The following is an 18,667-nucleotide window of genomic DNA, read 5'->3' as shown; positions in this document are numbered from 1 at the left end:
TGGTTCAGGCCGCCTGCGGGAACGCGTCGCGCAGCCCCGCCGCGCACGCCAGTGCGTCGCGCCACAGGCGCTGCGTCAGTTCGCCCGCATCCTCTTCACGTGCAAGCGCCGCGGCCTCGCCCGCCCACAGCAGCGAGAAGTCGTCGCGGCCTTGCCGCTCGAACGCGCCGCGCAGCGGATCGACCGCCGCCGTCGCGAGCGGGAACGCCGGCGCGAGCGCGCTCATCGGCCCCTGCTCGCGCATGAAGCGCGTCAGCAGTCCGCGCGCGGGGCGGCCCGTGTACAGGTTGGTCATGCGCGTGCCGTCGTCGCGCGCGGCGCGCACCGCCGCGCGATGCTGCGCCGAACGGCCCGCTTGCGGCGTCAGCAGGTAGCCCGTGCCGATCTGCACGGCGCGCGCGCCGAGCGCGAACGCTGCCGCGATGCCGCGCCCGTCGGCGATCGCGCCGGCCGCGATCACCGGGGCGCGCACCGCGTCGACGATCTGCGGCAGCAACGCGAACAGGCCCGGCTGCGCGTGGATGTCGTCGGTCAGGAACATCCCGCGATGGCCGCCGGCCTCCGCGCCCTGCGCGACGATCGCGTCGACGCCGCGCGCATCCAGCCAGCGCGCTTCCTCGACGGTCGTCGCGGACGACACCACCTGCGCGCCCGTGCGCCGCACGCGCTCGAGCAGCGTGTCGTGCGGCAACCCGAAATGGAAGCTGACGACGGCCGGCCGCAATTCCTCGACGACCGCGCACATCGCGTCGTCGAACGGCGCGCGGCCGGGGCCGCCCTTCACGTCGGCCGGATCGAGCCCGGCTTGCGCGTAGTAGCCGGCGAGCGCCGCGCGCCAGCGCGCGTCAACCTCGGCATCGGGCGCCGGCGGCGTATGGCAGAAGAAGTTCACGTTGAACGGCGCGGGCGTGCGCGCGCGGATCGCCGCGATCTCGTCGCGCAGTTGCTGCGGGCCGAGCGCCGCGCATGCGAGCGAGCCGAGCCCGCCGGCTTCGCACACCGCGATCGCGAGCGGGCTCAGCGAACCGACCATCGGGGCCTGGATCAGCGGCAAGCGGGAAGGCAGCGTCGTCATCGGAATCGTCCTCGGGGAAGAAGCGAAGCGTGCGCGCGCAGGCGGCGCGCATCAAATGCGCTCGATATTAACCGACAAACCCGCACCCGATTGCCGCGCCATTTACATCACAAATCGATTCAATCGATTCGGAGAAACGATTATTCACGGCAGCTTCGGCGGCGTGATCCCGGCGTCCGGATTCGAGACCGACAGAAACGCCTTCCAGCGTTGCCGCACGGACCACCTCCCCCCGCCTTCAAACGCCGATTTACCGGTTTCAATGACATTCATCAATCTTCAAATTATTAAATACCGGCGTTTACCCTTATTCGAAACCATCCAGGCGATAACATGAACACGTCAATTAAATCGACGATCCGCACCGGAATCGCCGACCGGCGCCCCGCCGCGCCACCTCAACCGCAACACGTCTCGTCAAGGAGCGTCGCATGTCCGATGCCAGCTCGTCCTCGTCCCGCTCCGCCGCCACGCCGGCAGCGGCTTCCGCGCCGAAAATCGGCGTCATTCCCGCCACGCTGATGGTCGCGGGCAACATGATGGGCTCCGGCGTCTTCATGCTGCCCGCGAACCTCGCCGCCACCGGCGGCATCGCGATCTTCGGCTGGCTGATCACCGTCGTCGGCGCCGTGTCGCTCGCGCTGGTGTTCGCGAAGCTCGCGGCGATCGACCCGGCCGCCGGCGGCCCGTACGCGTATGCGCGCAAGTCGTTCGGCCCGTACATGGGCTACCAGACCAACCTGATCTACTGGCTCGCGAACGTGCTCGGCAACGTCGGCCTCGCGGTCGCCGGCCTCGGCTACCTCACGCATTTCTTCCCGGTCCTGAAGGATCCGCTCGTGTTCGCGCTCGCGCAGATCTTCGTGATCTGGCTGTTCACGTACGCGAACATCCTCGGGCCGAACGTCGTCGGCCGCGTGCAGTCGGTCACGACGGTCTTCGCGCTGGTGCCGATCCTCGGGATGGCCGTGTTCGGCTGGTTCTGGTTCAGCAAGGACGTGTATTTCGCCGGCTGGAACGTGTCGGGCACCAACAGCTTCAGCGCGATCGGCGCGACGCTGAACTTCACGCTGTGGGCGTTCATCGGCGTCGAGAGCGCGTCGGTATCGGCCGGCGTCGTCGAGAACCCGTCGCGCAACGTGCCGATCGCGACCGTCGGCGGCGTCGTGCTTGCGGCCGTCTGCTACGTGCTCAGCTCGACCGTGATCATGGGGATGATCCCGAACAAGGCGCTGCTCGCATCGAGCGCGCCGTTCGCGGATGCCGCGCGCCTCGCGCTCGGCGACACCGCCGCGAACGCGGTCGCGCTGTGCGCCGCACTGGGCTGCCTCGGCTCGCTCGCGGGCTGGACGCTGCTGGTCGGGCAGACCGCGAAGGCCGCCGCCGACGACGGCCTGTTCGCCAGCGTGTTCGCCCGCGTGAACTCGAAGAACGTGCCGTCGGCCGGCCTTGCCATCGTCGCGCTGATCATGTCGGTGCAAGTGCTCGCGACGATGTCGCCGAGCGCCAGCGAGCAGTTCGGCAAGATCGCGTCGATCGCCGTGATCATGACGCTGCTGCCGTATATCTACTCGTGCATCGCGATCAAGGTGCTCGGCTACGGCAAGATGCCGTCGCACCAGTTCACGTTCTACACGATCGTCGGCCTGATCGGCGCCGTCTACGCGCTGTGGGCGATGGTCGGCTCCGACGGCCAGCAAACGCGCTGGTCGCTGATCTTCGTCGTCGCGACGATCGTCTTCTACGAGCTGTCGATCAACCGCCAGCGCGAGATCGAGGAAACCCATATCCATCCGGGCGGCCGCTCGCCGCGCTGGGTCCGCTATCTCGCGCTCGGCGTGACCATCGCCGCGCTCGCCGCCACCTTCTGGATCTCCGTGGGCCGTCACCAGGCCGACACCCTTCACGCGCGCTCGCCGGCCGTTGCCGCGAGCGTCCAGGCAACCCAGCAAACGGGGGAATGACACATGACCGCTTCCTTGACCCAACCGGCCTTCCGCCGCCTCGGCATGAAGGCGCTGCTCGTGCAGCACGACATCGATGAACGCACGGCCACCGGGCGCGCCGCAACGGCGCTTGCCGAGGAGCTGCGCACGCGGCTCGTCGACGTCGTGATCGCGACGTCCGCCGACGATGCGTGCGCGGTGGTCGCCGCCGATCCGGCGATCCAATGCCTGCTGCTCAACTGGGAACTCGGCAACGATGCCGGGCACGCACCCGCGCAGGCCGTGCTCGACGCGATGCGCGCGCGCAACGCGACCGTGCCCGTGTTCCTGCTGGCGAGCCGCGCGAGCGCGTCCGCGATTCCGGTCGACGCGATGCGCAAGGCCGACGACTTCATCTGGATGCTGGAGGACACCACCGCGTTCATCGGCGGTCGGATCGTCGCCGCGATCGAGCGCTACCGCGAGACGGTGCTGCCGCCGATGTTCCGCGCGCTCGCGCAGTTCTCGCGCGTGTATGAATACTCGTGGCATACGCCCGGCCACACCGGCGGCACCGCGTTCCTGAAATCGCCGGTCGGCCGCGCTTACTTCGAATTCTTCGGCGAATCGCTGTTCCGCTCCGACCTGTCGATCTCGGTCGGCGAACTCGGCTCGCTGCTCGATCACTCGGGCCCGATCGGCGAAAGCGAACGCTACGCGGCGCGCGTGTTCGGCGCGCATCGCACGTATCACGTGACGAACGGCTCGTCGATGTCGAACCGCGTAATCCTGATGGCGAGCGTCACGCGCAACCAGGTCGCGCTGTGCGACCGCAACTGCCACAAGTCGGCCGAGCACGCGATGACGATGTCGGGCGCGATTCCGACCTACCTGATTCCGTCGCGCAACCACTACGGGATCATCGGCCCGATCATGCCCGAGCGGCTGACGGCGGCCGCCGTGCGGCTCGCGATCGACGCGAACCCGCTCGTGCGCGGCCGCGACGGCATCGACCCGACGCCCGTGCATGCGCTGATCACGAACTCGACGTACGACGGCCTCTGCTACAACGTCGCGCGCGTCGAGGAGCTGCTCGGCCAGAGCGTCGATCGATTGCATTTCGACGAGGCGTGGTACGGCTACGCGCGCTTCAACCCGATCTACCGCGACCGTCACGCGATGCACGGCGATCCCGCGCAACACGACGCGAGCAAGCCGACCGTGTTCGCGACGCAATCGACGCACAAGCTGCTCGCCGCGCTGTCGCAGGCCTCGTTCATTCATGTCCGCGACGGCCGCAACCCGATCGAGCACGCACGCTTCAACGAGGCGTACATGATGCATGCGTCGACGTCGCCGAACTACGCGATCATCGCGTCGAACGACGTGAGCGCCGCGATGATGGACGGCCCCGGCGGCGAGGCGCTGACGACCGACGCGATCCGCGAGGCCGTCGCGTTCCGCCAGATGCTGGCGCGCCTGCATGCGGAATGCGCGGAGAACAACGACTGGTTCTTCAATGGCTGGCAGCCCGATAGCGTCGTCGATCGCAAGACGGGCCGGCGCGTGCGCTTTCACGAAGCGGACGAGACGCTGCTCGCCACCGACCCGTCGTGCTGGGTGCTGCATCCGGGCGACACGTGGCACGGCTTCGGCGATATCGAGGACGACTACTGCATGCTCGACCCGATCAAGGTATCGATCGTCACGCCGGGCGTCGCATCGCACGGCGGGCTGATGCCGGTCGGCATTCCGGCGTCGGTCGTCACCGCGTATCTCGACCGGCACGGGATCGTCGTCGAGAAGACGACCGACTTCACGATCCTGTTCCTGTTCTCGCTCGGCGTGACGAAGGGCAAGTGGGGCACGCTCGTCAACACGCTGCTCGACTTCAAGCGCGACTACGATGCGAACGCGCCGCTCGAACAGGCATTGCCCGAACTCGTCGCGCGCTATCCGCAACGCTACGGCAAGCTCGGCCTGCGCGACCTGTGCGACCTGATGTTCAGCGCGATGAGCGACCTGAAGACGACCGAGATGATGTCGCGCGGCTTCTCCACGCTGCCGAAGCCCGATTACAGCCCGGCCGAGGCGTTCGAGCACCTGGTGCACAACGACATCGAGATGCTGGAGCTCTCGGAGATGGAAGGTCGCACCGTCGCGACGGGCGTCGTGCCTTATCCGCCCGGCATTCCGCTGCTGATGCCCGGCGAGAACGCGGGGCCGGCCGACGGCCCGCTGCTCGGCTACCTGAAGGCGCTCGAGCAGTACGACCTGCGCTTCCCGGGCTTCACGCACGACACGCACGGTGTCGAAGTCGAGGATGGCGTGTACCGGATCGCGTGCATCAAGCAAAAGCGCGATACCCACACGCGCTAAGTGCAGCGCGTGTGCACGGCGACGCCGCGCCGCCGCCCGGCGGCAGGCGTCGTCGCTCGCAGCCGGCGTCGGCCGTTCAGGCCGCCGGCCGCCCCTTCAGTTGGCCGACCCACTCGGCGAGCTGCGCCGCCCCCTCTTCGTCGAGCTTGCCATCGAGTTCGCCGTACCACGACGCGATCGCGTCGGCCGGCTGCGTGGCCTTCAGGATCTCGAGGCTCTTCTCCAGGAACGACGGGAAGAACGGAATGCCGCGCATGGAGAGGAAGGTCGAATCGGTGATGCGCACCTGCGCGTAGACGTCGCGCATCCAGACGAGATGCGGCAGCGCCTCGCGCAGGTGGCCGCTCTGCATCAATGCGGAAATGAAGTTCACGCACGCGGCGACGTCGGACTGCTCGCGCGTGTCGTGATTGACCTGGGCAGCCTTCAGCAGCCACGCTTCGCCGCGCTCCACTTCGCCGCACATCACCGACGTCGTCGCGAGCTGCAGCGCGTTGTGCGCGCTCGGCTCCTGCTCGAACAGCTTGAGCCAGTACGGGAAGGCTTCCGGGTAGCGCGCCATCTCCGAGTACGCGAGCGCGCACAAGCGCGCCGCATCGGCCAGCCGCTCCACGTGCGGCATGGCGCCCGCGATCGCGTCCTCGGGCCGGCCCGCCTGGAACGCGGCCAGCGCGGGCGCGAGTTCGGGGGCGATGTCGGGCTCGCGCGACGCGCCCGGTTCGCCAGCGTCCTGCGTCGACGGCGCAGGCGGCGACGCCTCAGCGCGCGGTTTCTTTCCGAACAGCTTTCCCAGCAGGCCCATGATGTTGTCCTTGTCGTTTTCGTCGTGCCGCGCGAACGGCGCAAGCCGGCGGCCACGCAACCGGCTTCTCTCGGTGATGCGCGATCTTACGCCACTGCGGTGTCACCCGAGGAAAGCGTCGCCAGGAACCGGTACCGCGCTCAAGCGTCCCGCGTGCCTTCGCCGCGACTCATCCCGCGCCGGTACGCGGCCGGGCTCGTCGCCGCGACGCGCCGGAAATGCCGGCGCAGCGATTCCTCGGAACCGAACCCCGCTCGCGCCGCAACCTGCGCGAGCGACAGCCCGGGATGGGCTTCGAGCATGTCCTTCGCGACGTTCACGCGTTCGCGGATCAGCCATGCGAGCGGCGACATTCCCGTCGCGTCCGCGAACTGACGCTGCAGCGTGCGCGTGCTCATCGCGGCCTGCGCGGCAAGCGACGCGAGCGTGTGCGGCTCGGCCGCGTGCGCACGCATCCAGTCGATCAGCTTCGCGAGCCGGTCGGTGCCGCCCGGCGCGACCGGGCGCGGCACGAACTGCGCCTGGCCGCCGTCACGATGCGGCGGCAGCACGAGGCGCTGCGCGACCCGGTTCGCGATCGCGCCGCCGTGATCGCGGCGCACGAGATGCAGCAGCATGTCGAGCCCCGCCGCCGATCCGGCCGATGTGATCACCTGCCCTTCGTCGACGTACAGCGCATCGGGATTCACGCGCAGCGCCGGATAGCACGCCTGCAGTTTCTCCGCATAACGCCAGTGGGTCGTCACCGTGAGGCCGTCGAGCACGCCGGCCGCGGCCAGCACGAACACGCCCGAGCAGATCGAGCAGAGCCGCGCGCCGCGGCGATGCGCGGCCCGCAGTTTCTTCAGCAGCGGTTCCGGCGGCATTTCGTCCGGATCGCGCCAGCCGGGAATCACGATGGTATCGGCGCGATCGAGCGTCGCAAGCCGATACGGCGCGACGACCGTGATGCCGCCCGCCGCGCGCACGGGCCCCGGCTCGCTCGCGCAGACCGCGAAGCGATACCAGTCGACCCCGAGCTCGGGGCGTTCGAGAGCGAACAGTTCGACCACGCAGCCGAATTCGAACGTGCAGAGGCGGTCGTAGGCGAGCGCGACGACGAGATGATTGTGCATGGCGTGATGTTACCGGAACTTGTCGATCGCGCCACTGCCGCGAAACGTGCGGAACCGCGATACTGCCCCTCATTCCACCGCGTTTTGCGCAACCTTCAGGAGAACTTTCCCATGTCCTACGTCACCGACGTGCCCGCCGCCGACAGCCCCGCCGCCCTCGCGCATTTCGAGGCATCGCTGCGCTTCGAGACCGATTGCTGGGACGTGCACGACGCGCTCGCGTCGGGTACGCCCGATTTCGTGCTGCTCGACGTACGCGGCCCCGACCCGTTCGCCGCCGGCCACGTACCCGGCGCGCGCAACCTGCCGCGCCGCAAGATCATCGAGAGCAAGCTCGCCGGCTATCCGGCCGGCACGCTGTTCGTCGTCTATTGCGCGGGCCCGCATTGCAACGGCGCCGCGCGCGCGGCGATCAGGCTCGCGCGCCTCGGCCGGCCGGTCAAGCTGATGATCGGCGGCGTGACGGGCTGGCTCGACGAAGGTTTCGCGCTGAGCAACGAAGTGCAGCCGGCAGACGCCGAAGCCGAAGCCGGCTGATCGTCATTAAAAGCGCAACAATCAATTGCCTGGGCACGGCCTGCACGCAGACGGAAAAAGCGCGACAATCAGTCCCATTGCAGTTCGGATGGAGCAGCAACATGCAGAACGCAGTCCTGATTCAAGTGGCCGGTTCGGTCGCCGCGATCGCGATCTATTTCCTGCCGGCGGTCATGGCCGACCGGCGTGGCCGGCACGACAAGCTGACGGTCGCGATGTTCAACGCGCTGTTCGGGTGGACCGGCATCGGCTGGCTGATGACGCTCTACTGGGCCTGCCAGCCGAACCCGCGCACCGATGTCGCGCAGACGATCCTCGCGAAGCGCCGCGGTATCAGCATGCGAACCTTCTCGACCGGTCTCGTCGAACGCGTGCAACGCCGCGTCGCCGCCCAGGAACGATGGGCGGAGAAGCAAGGCTGCCGTTAAGTCCCGCTTTCCCCTTCACCGCGCCGCGTCGAACTTCGGCATCCTGACGTTGGTCGACGCACGGTAATGCCACGCCAGCCCGTCGTGCGGCGCTCCGCCGCCCGCACGCAGCCACGCCCCGAACGCCCCCGCCGTCACCGCCCGCGCGATCCGCTCGCCCGGGCAACCATGCGGCCCCGTGCCGAAGCCGAAATTCGGCCCGGCCGCGCGATCAGGCATGAACCGGTGCGGATCGCGATGCACGGCCGGGTCGCGATTCGCCGCGGCAAGCACGACGAGAATCGCGTCACCGGCTTCGACGGTCACGCCTTCGATCGTCGTGCGCGATGCGACGAAGCGGCGCGTGTTCTGCACCGGCGAATCGAAGCGCCCGACTTCGGCAACGAATGCGTCGAGCGCGGCATCGTCCGGAACGCCGCGCGCAGCGCTCGCTCCCGCTTCCCCGTTCCACGCCACCAGCGCATTGCCGAGCCATGCGGCGGTCGCCTCGCAGGTCTGCGACAGCAGCCCGACGAGATTCGCGACCAGCGCGCCGCTCGCCTGCCAGCCCGACGCACGGGCGGCCTGCTGCACCGCGGCCACGAGCGTGCCGTCATGGGCATGCGTGTGCGCGACGCGCTCCGTCATCCGGGCGAGCAGCTGCCGCGCGGCGGCGCTCGCGCGAGCCAGTGCCGGGGCATCCGACAACGGCGAAAGCGCGGCGACGAAGTCGACGACCTGCCCCGCGATATCGTCGAGCTGCGTCTCGTCGAAGCCGAGCAGATCGGCGACCGCGCAGACGGGCACCGTCATGCACCATGCGTTCAGTGCGCCGGCATCGCCCGGCGCCGGCAAGCGCCGCGCGGCAATCCGCGTGGCACGGCCGCCCAATGCAACCGTGTCGATCGGCGCGAACGCCGTGCGCAGCGCCTGCTTCGGCACGTCGTGCCGCAACGCGCCGTCGTTCATGCGCACCAGCTCGCCGAACAGCGCGCCGGCCGTCGTACCGCGCAACGCGGGCGGCACGGGTGCGTCCAGCGGGCGAACACGGCAGGCCGGATGGCCCAGCACGGCCGTCACGGCGGCCGCGCGGCTCGCGACCCACAGGCCGAGCGTGGCGTCGAACGCGAGCGGCGGCCCGTCGACGAGCGCCGCATAGTAGGGATAGGGATCGCGGTGCGTGACCGCTGCGATAGGATCGATCGGGTTCATGCGGACAGTATCGGCGCCGCGCACCGCCGCATGTTTCGGGCCGACGTGAAATGTCGCGGCGCGGGTACCGGGCGCGGCCGCATCGCGACGACAGGTGATTGTCAGGCAGCCGAGCGGCAGCGATGCGACTGCATGCGCATGCGGACGCGCCCGGCCGAAATCGCGCGCGGCTCGGGCACCACCGTGTCGTGAGGGAACATTTCCTGCCGGAATTCGCCGTTTTCGTCGAACCACTGGCAGATCAGCCAGTCGCCGTCGTCGAATACGACCGGCCCGGCATAGGCGATGGTCATGCGCGGCCCGCCCGTCTTCAGCGTCACGACATCGCCGACACGAAACCTGACGCGTTGATTTTCTCGGTTCGTCATCGCTCTCTCAACATTCTTATATATCGATATTACCGGCGGCTTACCAATCGTTCATTCGAACGTGCCGCAGATTATCAATCAAAAAAACAGCCTGCAACTCCCGCGTTCAAAAAACATCCTGAACGGGGAAATGCAACAATGCGCGGCATCGACCCGCACGGCGGGCGCCCGATCGCCCGATCCGGCGCGGCTTGCGCGCCGGCGAAGGTCGAACGGGATGAATGCGGAGAATAGACGATGTATTTTACGCCGTCACCGATTTTTAATCTTGACGCGAAATCGATTGATTATAGTCAATTGAAAGTTTCGGCTGGAAACGATCCCACGGTTTATTTACACTTATTCTCCGAACAAAACCGGTGAATTATCGGGTGATGCAAACCAGCGGTTGATATCGCGCCCCGGTACGGCAGCTTGCGCAAACGTAAACGTGCCGTCCTGCGCCATCTCCTTCGCCGCGCGCAGGAATGCGCCAAGCGCGGCCCGCGCCAGCGCGCCGCCGACGCTCACGCGCTTCACGCCGAGCGCCGCCAGCGCGTCGAGGCTCAGCAAGCCGCCCTGTAGCCCCATCACGACGTTCACGGGCGCGCCGACCGCCTGCGTCACCGCCGCGATTTCGTCCGCATCGGTGATACCCGGCGCGTACAGCACGTCGGCGCCCGCGTCGCGATAGGCGACGAGCCGCGCGATCGTGTCGGCGAGGTCGTGGCGGCCATGCAGGTAGTTTTCGCAGCGCGCGGTCAGCGTGAATGGGAACGGCAGCGCGCGTGCCGCGTCGACGGCGGCCGCGATACGCTCGATCGCCGCTTCGCGCGCGTAGATCGGCGCGTCGGCGCGGCCCGTCGCGTCCTCGATCGAGCCGCCGACCGCGCCGGCCTCGGCCGCGAGCCGGATCGTTTCGGCCACCGTGCCGGGCGCGTCGCCGAAGCCGTTCTCCAGATCGGCGCTCACGGGCAGGCCGCCCGCGGCGACGATCTCGACGATGTGATCGAGCATCGCGTCGCGGTCGATCGCATTGTCGGGCTGCCCCTTCGAAAACGCGTAGCCGGCGCTCGTGGTCGCGAGCGCCTCGAAGCCGGCCATCGCGAGCAGGCGCGCGGTGCCGGCGTCCCACGGGTTCGGGATGATGAAGGCGCCGGGGCGCGCATGCAGGGCGCGGAAGGCTTCGGCTTGGCGGGCTTGCAGGTCGGAACGGGTCATCGCGGACTCCGGAGGGAAGTTGACGACCGAGCTTACGCCGGACGTGCACGCGACGTTTCAGCGTTCGCCGAAATGTCGTCGTGCGACCGGAACGACCCGGCGCGCCGACTGTGCGCCGGCAGCCGGCAACGAGCGTGCCGGCGCCGCCGCCTGCCCGCCACCGGCCCACGGTCGTTCAGATCGATGCGGTCGGGCCGTCGTCGATGCCGAGCAACACGTCGGTCACGGCCTCCGAGAAGCGCATCGCGCGACCGTCGATCAGCACGCCGTCCGGATTCGACGGATCCCGCGCGGCATGCGGCACGCCGTGCGCGAGCAGCACCCGCGCGCAAGCCTCCCAGTCGGACGCACCGGCATGCTCCGGTTCGTTGACGGATGCCCAGGACAACGTGCCGAGCGCGTCGCTCCCGAACCCGTGCATGTCGCGCCAGCTCGCGCCGTGCGCGAGCAGGAACGCGAGCAAGTCCGCATCGCCGCGGAACACCGCGTGATTCAGCGCGCTCGCATCCCAGTCGCCGCCCCGCGCGGCGATCGGCCAGCCGAGTTCGACCATGACCTTCACGGCGTCGCCCGAACCCCACGCGGCGGCGTCCGGCAGCAACCGCAGCCGCTCGCCCGACAGCGCACCGGGCAGGTCGGGATGGCGCGCCTGGATGCGCCGCGCATCGTCGGCGTCGGCGCGCGCGCAGGCCGCCACGAACGCGTCCTGCGCATCGAGCGCCTCTTCCGCGCCGGCCGCACGCAACAACGCCGCGACGTCGGGCAGCCCGGTCTGCATCGCCAGCCGGTACGCACTGACGCCTGCCGGCGTCCGCGCGCCGGGATCGGCGCCGGCCGCCAGCAGCGCGGCGACGTGGCGCGCCGAGCAGCGCACGCCGATCGCCCGCAACAACGGCGCGCCCCAGGTCTGCGCCAGCCCCGCTCCGGGCGGCTCGTTCGGGTCGCCGCCATGCGCGAGCAGCAGTTCGAGCGCCTCTGCGTCACGCATGTCGAATGCACGCCGCAACGCATTCGTCCCGCCCACCCGCGCGCCGTGTTCGAGCAGCAGGCGCGTACAGGCCGGGTTCTCCACCGAGTGATACAGCGATTCGCCGTCGTTCGGATCGGCGCCCGCTTCCAGCAGCATGGCGGTAAGAACCGGATCGCGATTGACGCCCGCTGCGCCGTACAGGGCCGACAGCGGGGCCGCTTCGTCGGGCTCGGCGAGCGAAGCCGGCGGAAAGCGGTTGCCGATCCGCTGGTTCGGATCGGCGCCGGCATCGAGCAGAAGACGCGCGCAGGCGCGCAGCCTGGCGGCAAACCCGGGAAGCTGCCCGAGCCGCGAATGCGTGACGGCGACCAGCGGCGGCAGCTTCAGCACGCCGCCGGCGCGCGCGATCCAGCCGGGATCGGCGGCCAGTGCCGCCTTCACCGCGTCGAGGTCGCCGGCCGCGCATGCGACGGTCGGATCGCCCGCAACGAGATCGGGATGGTCGAGCAGCAATTGTGCGGCGACGCGCGGCCGGGGTGCGTCGAAGCCGCCGGTCACGTCGCCGCCGTACGCCAGGTCGAGCCAGCGCCGGATCAGCTGCGACCGCGGTTGCCCCGCCAGCGCATGCGTTTCGACGAATGCGCCGAGATCGGCCCATGAGGCAAAGCCGTACTCGCGCGCAATGCAGGATTGCGCGTCATGCAGGCGAAGCCCGAGCGCGCGCGCTTCGTCGTGCGTGCGGTTCGCGGCGGCGGGGAGAAACCGGACAAAGCGCGCGACGGCATCGGCGTCGCCTTGCCGGTACAGGCGCAACAATGCCTTGGCCTGCTTTTTCAGATGATCGGGATTGGCCTTGGGAGGCAGCTTTTTCATGCGAATCCTCGTGCAGTCGTGGCCGAAGGTCCGCAATACCGCCAGCACAAAGGACAGGGGGAAAGTGAATTTGCCGCGACAGGTGGGTTCAACCCTTTCCGCGGACCCGGAAGCGACCTGCATCGCTGCCCGGTATCCTAGGCGAGCGCCAGCGACCTCGTCAACCGCGCCACGCCGCGGCGATGCTCAACCCGCGAGCCGCTTCGTCAGGAAAATACGCGTGTGTCCGACCGGATAATCCGGCAACTCGCCGAAACGGGCATAGCCGCGCTTCTCGTAGAACGGCCGCGCCTGGAAGTCGAAGGTGTCGAGCCACGCGCTGTGGCAGCCGCGCGCGACGGCTTCCGCCTCGGCCAGATCCATGATGCGCGTGCCCGCGCCCTGGCCGCGCGCGGCCTCGGGCACCACGAGCAGGTCGACATGCAGCCAGCCGTACGCCGTGCTGCCCCACAGGCCGCCCACCACCGCGCCATCGCCATCGGTCACGACCACGGCCAGCGGACGGGCATCGTTCGGCCCCGCCTGGCTTTCGTTGAACCGGATGAGCGGCGCGACGATCTGCTTGCGCACGTTCGCGTCGCCCGCGTCCGTCACCTCGTATGTGAACGTCATCGGTCGAGTTCGCCTGAATCGAAAACAAGGAAGGATTGAAGCCGCACGTACCGCGTCAAACGACGTAAGCACCCTTCGCGTGCAGTTCCGCTTCCGTGCGCTCGAGCGCGGCGACCGCATCGCTGCCTTCGAGCGCCAGCAACTGCGCGACCAGCGTTTCGGCCATCGCGTGCGCGGCCACCAGTGACGGGAAGAACGACGGGCTGTCGTGCGTGAAGATCAGTTGCGCATCCGCGTGCAGTGCGATCGGCGACACCGCGCTGTCGGTGATCGCGACGATCCGGCTGCCCTGCGCCTTCGCAGCCTGTGCGACGCGCGTCGCTTCCGCCGAATACGGTGCAAAGCTGACGACGACGGTCACGCTCTGCTTCGCGATCGTCCGCAGCTCCATTTCGAGCGAACCGGCGACGCCGTTGAGCAGCGACACGGTCGGACGGAACAGCCGGTAGCCGTACACGAAGCCGAACGCGACCGGATAGCACGAGCGAAACCCCGCGACATGCACGTGCGACGCCTTGCGGATCAGTTTCGCGGCATCGGCGAGCGCGTGCTCGTTCTGCGCGGCGGTGGCCGACAGGTTGTGTTGTTGCGCGGCGAGCAGGTCGTGCGCGAGCGACGCCTTCGCGTCGGGCCGCACGAGCGAGCGCGCCCGCTGCGTGAGCGGCTCGGGGCGCGTGCGCACGCGTGCGACGCACAGGTCGCGCAACTCGTTCCAGCCGGGGAAGCCGAATTGCTGCGCGAGCCGCACGAGCGAGGCGGGCTGCACCCGCGCGCGCTGTGCGACCTTGCGCATCGACGAGGTGGCGACCTCGTCGGGATGATCGAGCAGGAAGGCAGCGCCCGCCTGGAATTGCGGGCTCAGCTCGGAAAATTGCGCCCGGATCCGGGACGCGAGTTCGTCGAAATTGGCGGCCATCTTGGTGGGTACGGGAACCGGTCGTCCATGGTATCACCGGCCCCGCGCGCACCGGTCAGCGCAGCACTTCGACGTGATCGGCGTCGACCTTCACGCTACCCGACCATTTGCGCTCGAATTCGCCGGTCACCTTCACTTCGTTCCTGTCGCTGACGGGCTGGCCGGCCGCCCACAGCTTGTGGTCGATCTCGACGCGGATCGTGCCGGTCGCATCGGCGAATTCGTAATCCTCGCCGCCAACATGCTTGACGATGCGGCCCTGCAACTGCACGTGCTGGTCGTCCTTGCCGTTCGCGAGCAGTTCCTTCACGGTCGTCGGGGTCAGCGCGGACGGCCCCGTATATTGCGCGTAGACGGCGGCGGGCAGCGTGGCGAGCGCAACCGTCAGGATTCTGGCCAGGTGTTTCATGATCGTGGTCCTCTTCTTCGATGTGACGCCGCGCCCCGTTGAACGCGACGGCCGTAGATTACGGACCGTAAGATTAAGCAAACCTGAAGGCCGCGCCGAAGCGACACGGCGCCGCATCGGACGCCTGCCAACGCCCGCCGCGCGCCGCCCGCATTTAAGGTCCGCCTAAGACACGGGCGCTTATGATGGGAACCCCGGGTGCCGCGGCGCCCCGTTGAAGAGACACCAATCCATGCGCGTATTGCTCGTCGAGGACGATCCGCTGATCGGCAGCGGGCTCGAACAGGGCCTCAAACAGGAAGGCTTCGCGGTCGACTGGGTGAAAGACGGCGACGCCGCATCGCTCGCGCTGCGCGCGACCGGCTACGGCCTGCTGCTGCTCGATCTCGGGCTGCCGAACCGCGACGGCCTGTCGGTGCTCGCCGCGCTGCGCCGCCGCGACGAAAACCTCCCCGCGATCATCATCACCGCGCGCGATGGCGTGCCCGAGCGCATCGCAGGCCTCGACAGCGGTGCGGACGACTATCTCGTCAAGCCGTTCGAGCTCGACGAACTGCTCGCCCGTATCCGCGCCGTGAACCGCCGCCATGCGGGCCGCGCGCAGACGACGCTCGCGATCGGCCCGCTGCGGCTCGACCCCGTCAAGCACCTCGTCTGGCTCAATGACGACGAAGTGCCGCTGTCGCCGAAGGAGTTCGTGCTGCTGCACGAGCTGATGCGCGACCCGGGCGCGGTGATTTCGCGCGAGCAGTTCGAGGAGCGGCTGTACAGCTGGGGCGAGGAAATCGAGAGCAACGCCGTGCAAGTGCACATCCACAACCTGCGCAAGAAACTCGGCCACGACACGATCCGCACGGTGCGCGGCGTCGGCTACCGGATCGGTGACGGCCCATGACGCGCATGCAACGCGCGATCGCGCGCTGGCGCAACGCATCGCTGCGGCGGCGCCTGCTGACGTGGCTGCTGCCGGCCGCGTGCGTGATCGGCCTCGTCGCGAGCGCGGGCACCTACTGGGGCGCGCTGCGCGAACTCGACGACCTGCTCGACGACCAGATGCGCAGCATGTCGAAGCAGATCGTCGTCGGTCCGAACGGCGAGCTGTCGTTCAGCAACCACGCCAACGGCAAGCACGGTTTCGAAGCGAGCGACCCCGACGCCGTGCTGCTGCAGGTCTGGCGCAACGGCACGCTCGTGTATTCGACCGACCGCGATTCGAAACTGCCGCCGCCCGAGCAGAAGGGCATCGCAAGTGTCGACGTCGCCGGCCAGCCGTGGCGCACCTATGTGACCCAGCGCGGCGGCACGACGATCCGGCTCGCGCAGGCACGCCATGCACGATGGGAAGCGATCGCGGGCATCGCCGTGCACCTGCTGTGGCCCGTGTTCTCGATGCTGCCGCTGCTCGCGATCGGCCTGTGGTTCGGCATCGGCGCGGGGTTGCGGCCGCTGCGCACGATTGCATCCGGCCTCAAGCGCAGGAATGCGAACAATCTGGAACCGGTCGACGTCGGCTCGATGCCGAACGAAGTCCGGCCGCTCGCCGAAGCGATCAACGACCTGCTCGCGCGCCTCGACCGCTCGTTCACGCTGCAGCGTCACTTCATCGCCGATGCCGCACACGAGTTGCGCACGCCGATCATGGGCCTGTCGATCCAGTCGCAATTGCTGCGGCGCGCGGCGACCGCCGAAGAACGCGAGCAGATCCTCGCGCAGATCCATGCAGGCACGACGCGCCTCAGCCACCTCGCCGAGCAGTTGCTGACGCTCGCGCGCCTCGAACCCGATGCGCAGGCCGCCGCCGCCGTGTCGGCCCCCGTCGATCTCGCCGCGCTGTGCCGGTCGGTGGTTTCGGATCGCACGCGCGTCGCCGACGCACACCGGATCGATCTCGGCGCGATCGTGTCGACACCCGTGATGACGTCGGGCAACGCGGACACGCTGCGCGTACTGCTGAACAACCTCGTCGACAATGCGATCCGCTATGCGGGCGACGGCGCGCGTGTCGATGTGTCTGCACGCATCGACGGCGCGACGCCCGTGCTCGAAGTCGCCGACGACGGCCCGGGGATCCCGGAGGCCGAACGCACCGACGTGTGGGAGCGCTTCTATCGCGGCGCGGGCGCGCAGGCCGTCACGTCGTCGGGCAGCGGGCTCGGGCTGTCGATCGTCAAGCGGATCGCCGAACAGCATCGCGCGACGGTTGCGCTCGGCACCACGCGCGGCGGGCGCGGGCTGACCGTCACGGTGCGCTTTCCGCTGCCGGCCTGACCCGCGCATCGCGCGGCTTGTCCACAGATTGTGTTGGCAAGCTTGTGGACAACCGTCCATTAACAGCACCAAGCCATTGACCGGAAAGGGATTGCCAGGCGTGCGCGGTAAATGCGCCAGCGCGGGTCGGCTAAGCATCCCGCTCAGCTGTCGTCGGCGATTCGCTCGCAACATTGACAACCAGTTGTCCATGACGTAAAGTAGTTGTCAATTCATCCCGCGTATCGAACATGACGAAATCCGCGAAGCTGACCACCGTCGCGCTGTCCGTATTCCGCCTGAACGGCCTGCTGATCGAATGGGGCAACACGTTTGCCGGGCCCCACGGCCTGACCAGTGCACGCTGGCAGGTGCTGGGCGCCATCTCGCTCGCGCCGGAAGCCCCGAACATCCCGCAGGTCGCCGACGCGATGGGCATCACGCGGCAGGCCGTGCTGAAACAGATCAACGTGCTGACCGACGAAGGGCTGGTTCAATCGCTGCCCAACCCGGCGCACAAGCGCTCGCCCTTGTATGCGCTGACGCCTCGCGGCGAGGCGGCCTATCAGGCCGTGGTCGGGCAATGGCAACAGCATGTCCGCGACATCGCCGGCGACTTCAGTTCGACCGATCTGGATGCGGCGATCCGCGTGCTGTCAGCGATGTCCAGCGCGCATGGCGCCGCTACACCGACGTGAGCGCTCAATCGCCCCGTCCCCCTCATCCGAAGGAATTCCCATGCCTCATTTCAAGCCGATGGATCCGGCCTTTCCGATCCAGCAACAGATCGCCATCGACGCGGAGCCGGTCGTCCTCGTCAACGTGTTCACGTTGGCCGCCGCCGACGAAGCCGACTTTCTCGCCGTGTGGAAGGACGACGCCGAATTCATGAAGCGGCAGCCGGGATTCATCTCGACCCAATTGCATCGCGCGCTCGGCGATAGTCCGGCTTACCTGAACTACGCGGTCTGGGAATCGACCGAAGCGTTTCGCGCGGCCTTCACGCATCCGGCGTTCGTCGCCAAGCTGTCGGCCTATCCGTCGTCCGCCGTCGCGAGCCCGCACCTGTTCCAGAAAGTCGGCGTGGCCGGTATCTGCACAGCGTGAGTGCACGGGTGAAGCGGGGCAACGCGTGGCATTCGCGGGGGTGTCGCGCATCGCTCGCGCACCCCGACTTCTCCACAGAAAATGTTGGCAAGCTTGTGGATATCCTGCGCACCGCAACGCTAAGCCCTTGATCCGATGGACTTTGGCACGCGTGATGCAGACGAGGCCCCGGGGATGGCCGCCGCATACCCCGCATCGCCGCACGACGCATCACAACGCCACGACGATGCACGCCGCAGTCGGTTCTCGCACGTGCCCGCCATGCGCGGCGCACTTACCCACAGATTGTGTTGGCAAGCTTGTGGATATCCTGCGCAAGCCTGCGCTAACCCGTTGATCGGCCTACGGTTCGTGCGCGGCGTCACGGTTTCGGCACCATGCGGCCCGGGCATGCACGCAGGCGGCCGATCCCGCGCAACGACAGTGCATCGCCGTCGCCTTGACGCTCGCGCCTGCCTCGCGTCAAGATCACGCGAGCCGCACGCAGACGCGCATCGCCGGCTTCGCGCGCCG

Annotated in this window: 19 protein-coding genes; 9 read left to right on the top strand and 10 right to left on the bottom strand. The window is 68.4% G+C overall.

Going from position 1 to position 18,667, the window contains the following annotated elements:
- Window positions 1-4: 4 nt before the first annotated feature.
- Window positions 5-1,075 carry a nitronate monooxygenase gene (locus tag HWX36_RS17345; protein ID WP_175953270.1) on the bottom strand — a complete coding sequence of 357 codons (1,071 nt, stop codon included), beginning with the start codon at window positions 1,073-1,075 and terminating at the stop codon, window positions 5-7.
- 55 nt (window positions 1,076-1,130) lie between these two features.
- Between HWX36_RS17345 and HWX36_RS17340 the strand changes: the two genes are divergently transcribed.
- The 3 genes from HWX36_RS17340 to HWX36_RS17330 all read left to right on the top strand — a co-directional run bounded on the left by HWX36_RS17340 (window position 1,131) and on the right by HWX36_RS17330 (window position 5,379).
- A complete protein-coding gene (locus HWX36_RS17340) occupies window positions 1,131-1,412 on the top strand; it encodes a hypothetical protein (RefSeq protein WP_175953269.1) in 282 nt (93 codons plus the stop codon).
- A gap of 94 nt (window positions 1,413-1,506) precedes the next feature.
- Window positions 1,507-3,039 (top strand): arginine/agmatine antiporter, encoded by a 1,533-nt coding sequence (gene adiC, locus HWX36_RS17335; RefSeq protein WP_175953268.1) that lies wholly within the window; start codon window positions 1,507-1,509, stop codon window positions 3,037-3,039.
- A 3-nt stretch (window positions 3,040-3,042) separates the two neighbouring features.
- Window positions 3,043-5,379, top strand: a complete 2,337-nt coding sequence (locus tag HWX36_RS17330) for an Orn/Lys/Arg decarboxylase N-terminal domain-containing protein (RefSeq protein ID WP_175953267.1) — start codon at window positions 3,043-3,045, stop codon at window positions 5,377-5,379.
- Between the two features lie 76 nt (window positions 5,380-5,455).
- Here the strand turns inward: HWX36_RS17330 and HWX36_RS17325 are convergent, their stop codons facing one another.
- Both HWX36_RS17325 and ftrA read right to left on the bottom strand, forming a co-directional pair.
- Window positions 5,456-6,181 (bottom strand): hypothetical protein, encoded by a 726-nt coding sequence (locus tag HWX36_RS17325; protein ID WP_175953266.1) that lies wholly within the window; start codon window positions 6,179-6,181, stop codon window positions 5,456-5,458.
- Between the two features lie 140 nt (window positions 6,182-6,321).
- Window positions 6,322-7,296 (bottom strand): transcriptional regulator FtrA, encoded by a 975-nt coding sequence (gene ftrA, locus HWX36_RS17320; protein ID WP_175953265.1) that lies wholly within the window; start codon window positions 7,294-7,296, stop codon window positions 6,322-6,324.
- Between the two features lie 111 nt (window positions 7,297-7,407).
- On the opposite strand from ftrA, the gene HWX36_RS17315 reads away from it, so the two are divergent.
- Complete coding sequence (locus tag HWX36_RS17315; RefSeq protein WP_175953264.1) at window positions 7,408-7,833, top strand: rhodanese-like domain-containing protein; 426 nt, start codon at window positions 7,408-7,410, stop codon at window positions 7,831-7,833.
- A 101-nt stretch (window positions 7,834-7,934) separates the two neighbouring features.
- A complete protein-coding gene (locus HWX36_RS17310; protein ID WP_175953263.1) occupies window positions 7,935-8,261 on the top strand; it encodes a superinfection immunity protein in 327 nt (108 codons plus the stop codon).
- A 15-nt stretch (window positions 8,262-8,276) separates the two neighbouring features.
- On the opposite strand, the gene HWX36_RS17305 is transcribed toward HWX36_RS17310, so the two are convergent.
- The 7 genes from HWX36_RS17305 to HWX36_RS17275 all read right to left on the bottom strand — a co-directional run bounded on the left by HWX36_RS17305 (window position 8,277) and on the right by HWX36_RS17275 (window position 14,800).
- Window positions 8,277-9,452 carry a cytochrome P450 gene (locus HWX36_RS17305; protein ID WP_175953262.1) on the bottom strand — a complete coding sequence of 392 codons (1,176 nt, stop codon included), beginning with the start codon at window positions 9,450-9,452 and terminating at the stop codon, window positions 8,277-8,279.
- Window positions 9,453-9,553: 101 nt separating this feature from the next.
- Complete coding sequence (locus tag HWX36_RS17300) at window positions 9,554-9,820, bottom strand: YodC family protein (RefSeq protein WP_175953261.1); 267 nt, start codon at window positions 9,818-9,820, stop codon at window positions 9,554-9,556.
- Between the two features lie 339 nt (window positions 9,821-10,159).
- Entirely contained in the window at window positions 10,160-11,020 is an 861-nt protein-coding gene (locus tag HWX36_RS17295; protein WP_175953260.1) for an isocitrate lyase/phosphoenolpyruvate mutase family protein, read from the bottom strand.
- A gap of 175 nt (window positions 11,021-11,195) precedes the next feature.
- Window positions 11,196-12,863: an ankyrin repeat domain-containing protein gene (locus tag HWX36_RS17290; RefSeq protein WP_175953259.1), complete on the bottom strand. Its 1,668-nt coding sequence runs from the start codon at window positions 12,861-12,863 to the stop codon at window positions 11,196-11,198.
- 186 nt (window positions 12,864-13,049) lie between these two features.
- Window positions 13,050-13,475: a GNAT family N-acetyltransferase gene (locus tag HWX36_RS17285; RefSeq protein ID WP_175953258.1), complete on the bottom strand. Its 426-nt coding sequence runs from the start codon at window positions 13,473-13,475 to the stop codon at window positions 13,050-13,052.
- A 55-nt stretch (window positions 13,476-13,530) separates the two neighbouring features.
- On the bottom strand, window positions 13,531-14,391 hold the full coding sequence (locus HWX36_RS17280) for a MurR/RpiR family transcriptional regulator (RefSeq protein ID WP_175953257.1): 861 nt from the start codon (window positions 14,389-14,391) through the stop codon (window positions 13,531-13,533).
- 55 nt (window positions 14,392-14,446) lie between these two features.
- Complete coding sequence (locus tag HWX36_RS17275) at window positions 14,447-14,800, bottom strand: NirD/YgiW/YdeI family stress tolerance protein (RefSeq protein WP_175953256.1); 354 nt, start codon at window positions 14,798-14,800, stop codon at window positions 14,447-14,449.
- A 232-nt stretch (window positions 14,801-15,032) separates the two neighbouring features.
- Here HWX36_RS17275 and HWX36_RS17270 point away from each other — a divergent pair, with 232 nt between their 5' ends.
- From HWX36_RS17270 to HWX36_RS17255, 4 genes are all read left to right on the top strand, one after another.
- The gene (locus HWX36_RS17270) at window positions 15,033-15,695 is read left to right on the top strand and encodes a response regulator (protein WP_175953255.1); all 663 of its coding nucleotides are present in this window, start codon (window positions 15,033-15,035) and stop codon (window positions 15,693-15,695) included.
- Window positions 15,692-17,068, top strand: a complete 1,377-nt coding sequence (locus HWX36_RS17265; RefSeq protein WP_175953254.1) for an ATP-binding protein — start codon at window positions 15,692-15,694, stop codon at window positions 17,066-17,068. The genes HWX36_RS17270 and HWX36_RS17265 overlap by 4 nt, the downstream gene beginning before the upstream one ends.
- A gap of 230 nt (window positions 17,069-17,298) precedes the next feature.
- Window positions 17,299-17,745 (top strand): MarR family winged helix-turn-helix transcriptional regulator, encoded by a 447-nt coding sequence (locus HWX36_RS17260; RefSeq protein ID WP_175953253.1) that lies wholly within the window; start codon window positions 17,299-17,301, stop codon window positions 17,743-17,745.
- Between the two features lie 40 nt (window positions 17,746-17,785).
- The gene (locus tag HWX36_RS17255; protein WP_175953252.1) at window positions 17,786-18,154 is read left to right on the top strand and encodes an antibiotic biosynthesis monooxygenase family protein; all 369 of its coding nucleotides are present in this window, start codon (window positions 17,786-17,788) and stop codon (window positions 18,152-18,154) included.
- Window positions 18,155-18,667: the final 513 nt, after the last annotated feature.

Origin of the sequence: Burkholderia sp. BCC0405 (assembly GCF_902833075.1) — a bacterium.
Classification (GTDB): domain Bacteria; phylum Pseudomonadota; class Gammaproteobacteria; order Burkholderiales; family Burkholderiaceae; genus Burkholderia.
Note: the sequence above shows the minus strand (reverse complement) of the source record. Positions and strands in the feature narration are given on the sequence as shown.

What these genes read in the sequence shown, in the direction of transcription:
- HWX36_RS17345 (WP_175953270.1), bottom strand. Translation starts at nt 1,075, where the DNA reads ATGACGACGCTGCCTTCCCGCTTGCCGCTGATCCAGGCCCCGATGGTC.
- HWX36_RS17340 (WP_175953269.1), top strand. Translation starts at nt 1,131, where the DNA reads ATGCGCTCGATATTAACCGACAAACCCGCACCCGATTGCCGCGCCATT.
- adiC (WP_175953268.1), top strand. Translation starts at nt 1,507, where the DNA reads ATGTCCGATGCCAGCTCGTCCTCGTCCCGCTCCGCCGCCACGCCGGCA.
- HWX36_RS17330 (WP_175953267.1), top strand. Translation starts at nt 3,043, where the DNA reads ATGACCGCTTCCTTGACCCAACCGGCCTTCCGCCGCCTCGGCATGAAG.
- HWX36_RS17325 (WP_175953266.1), bottom strand. Translation starts at nt 6,181, where the DNA reads ATGGGCCTGCTGGGAAAGCTGTTCGGAAAGAAACCGCGCGCTGAGGCG.
- ftrA (WP_175953265.1), bottom strand. Translation starts at nt 7,296, where the DNA reads ATGCACAATCATCTCGTCGTCGCGCTCGCCTACGACCGCCTCTGCACG.
- HWX36_RS17315 (WP_175953264.1), top strand. Translation starts at nt 7,408, where the DNA reads ATGTCCTACGTCACCGACGTGCCCGCCGCCGACAGCCCCGCCGCCCTC.
- HWX36_RS17310 (WP_175953263.1), top strand. Translation starts at nt 7,935, where the DNA reads ATGCAGAACGCAGTCCTGATTCAAGTGGCCGGTTCGGTCGCCGCGATC.
- HWX36_RS17305 (WP_175953262.1), bottom strand. Translation starts at nt 9,452, where the DNA reads ATGAACCCGATCGATCCTATCGCAGCGGTCACGCACCGCGATCCCTAT.
- HWX36_RS17300 (WP_175953261.1), bottom strand. Translation starts at nt 9,820, where the DNA reads ATGACGAACCGAGAAAATCAACGCGTCAGGTTTCGTGTCGGCGATGTC.
- HWX36_RS17295 (WP_175953260.1), bottom strand. Translation starts at nt 11,020, where the DNA reads ATGACCCGTTCCGACCTGCAAGCCCGCCAAGCCGAAGCCTTCCGCGCC.
- HWX36_RS17290 (WP_175953259.1), bottom strand. Translation starts at nt 12,863, where the DNA reads ATGAAAAAGCTGCCTCCCAAGGCCAATCCCGATCATCTGAAAAAGCAG.
- HWX36_RS17285 (WP_175953258.1), bottom strand. Translation starts at nt 13,475, where the DNA reads ATGACGTTCACATACGAGGTGACGGACGCGGGCGACGCGAACGTGCGC.
- HWX36_RS17280 (WP_175953257.1), bottom strand. Translation starts at nt 14,391, where the DNA reads ATGGCCGCCAATTTCGACGAACTCGCGTCCCGGATCCGGGCGCAATTT.
- HWX36_RS17275 (WP_175953256.1), bottom strand. Translation starts at nt 14,800, where the DNA reads ATGAAACACCTGGCCAGAATCCTGACGGTTGCGCTCGCCACGCTGCCC.
- HWX36_RS17270 (WP_175953255.1), top strand. Translation starts at nt 15,033, where the DNA reads ATGCGCGTATTGCTCGTCGAGGACGATCCGCTGATCGGCAGCGGGCTC.
- HWX36_RS17265 (WP_175953254.1), top strand. Translation starts at nt 15,692, where the DNA reads ATGACGCGCATGCAACGCGCGATCGCGCGCTGGCGCAACGCATCGCTG.
- HWX36_RS17260 (WP_175953253.1), top strand. Translation starts at nt 17,299, where the DNA reads ATGACGAAATCCGCGAAGCTGACCACCGTCGCGCTGTCCGTATTCCGC.
- HWX36_RS17255 (WP_175953252.1), top strand. Translation starts at nt 17,786, where the DNA reads ATGCCTCATTTCAAGCCGATGGATCCGGCCTTTCCGATCCAGCAACAG.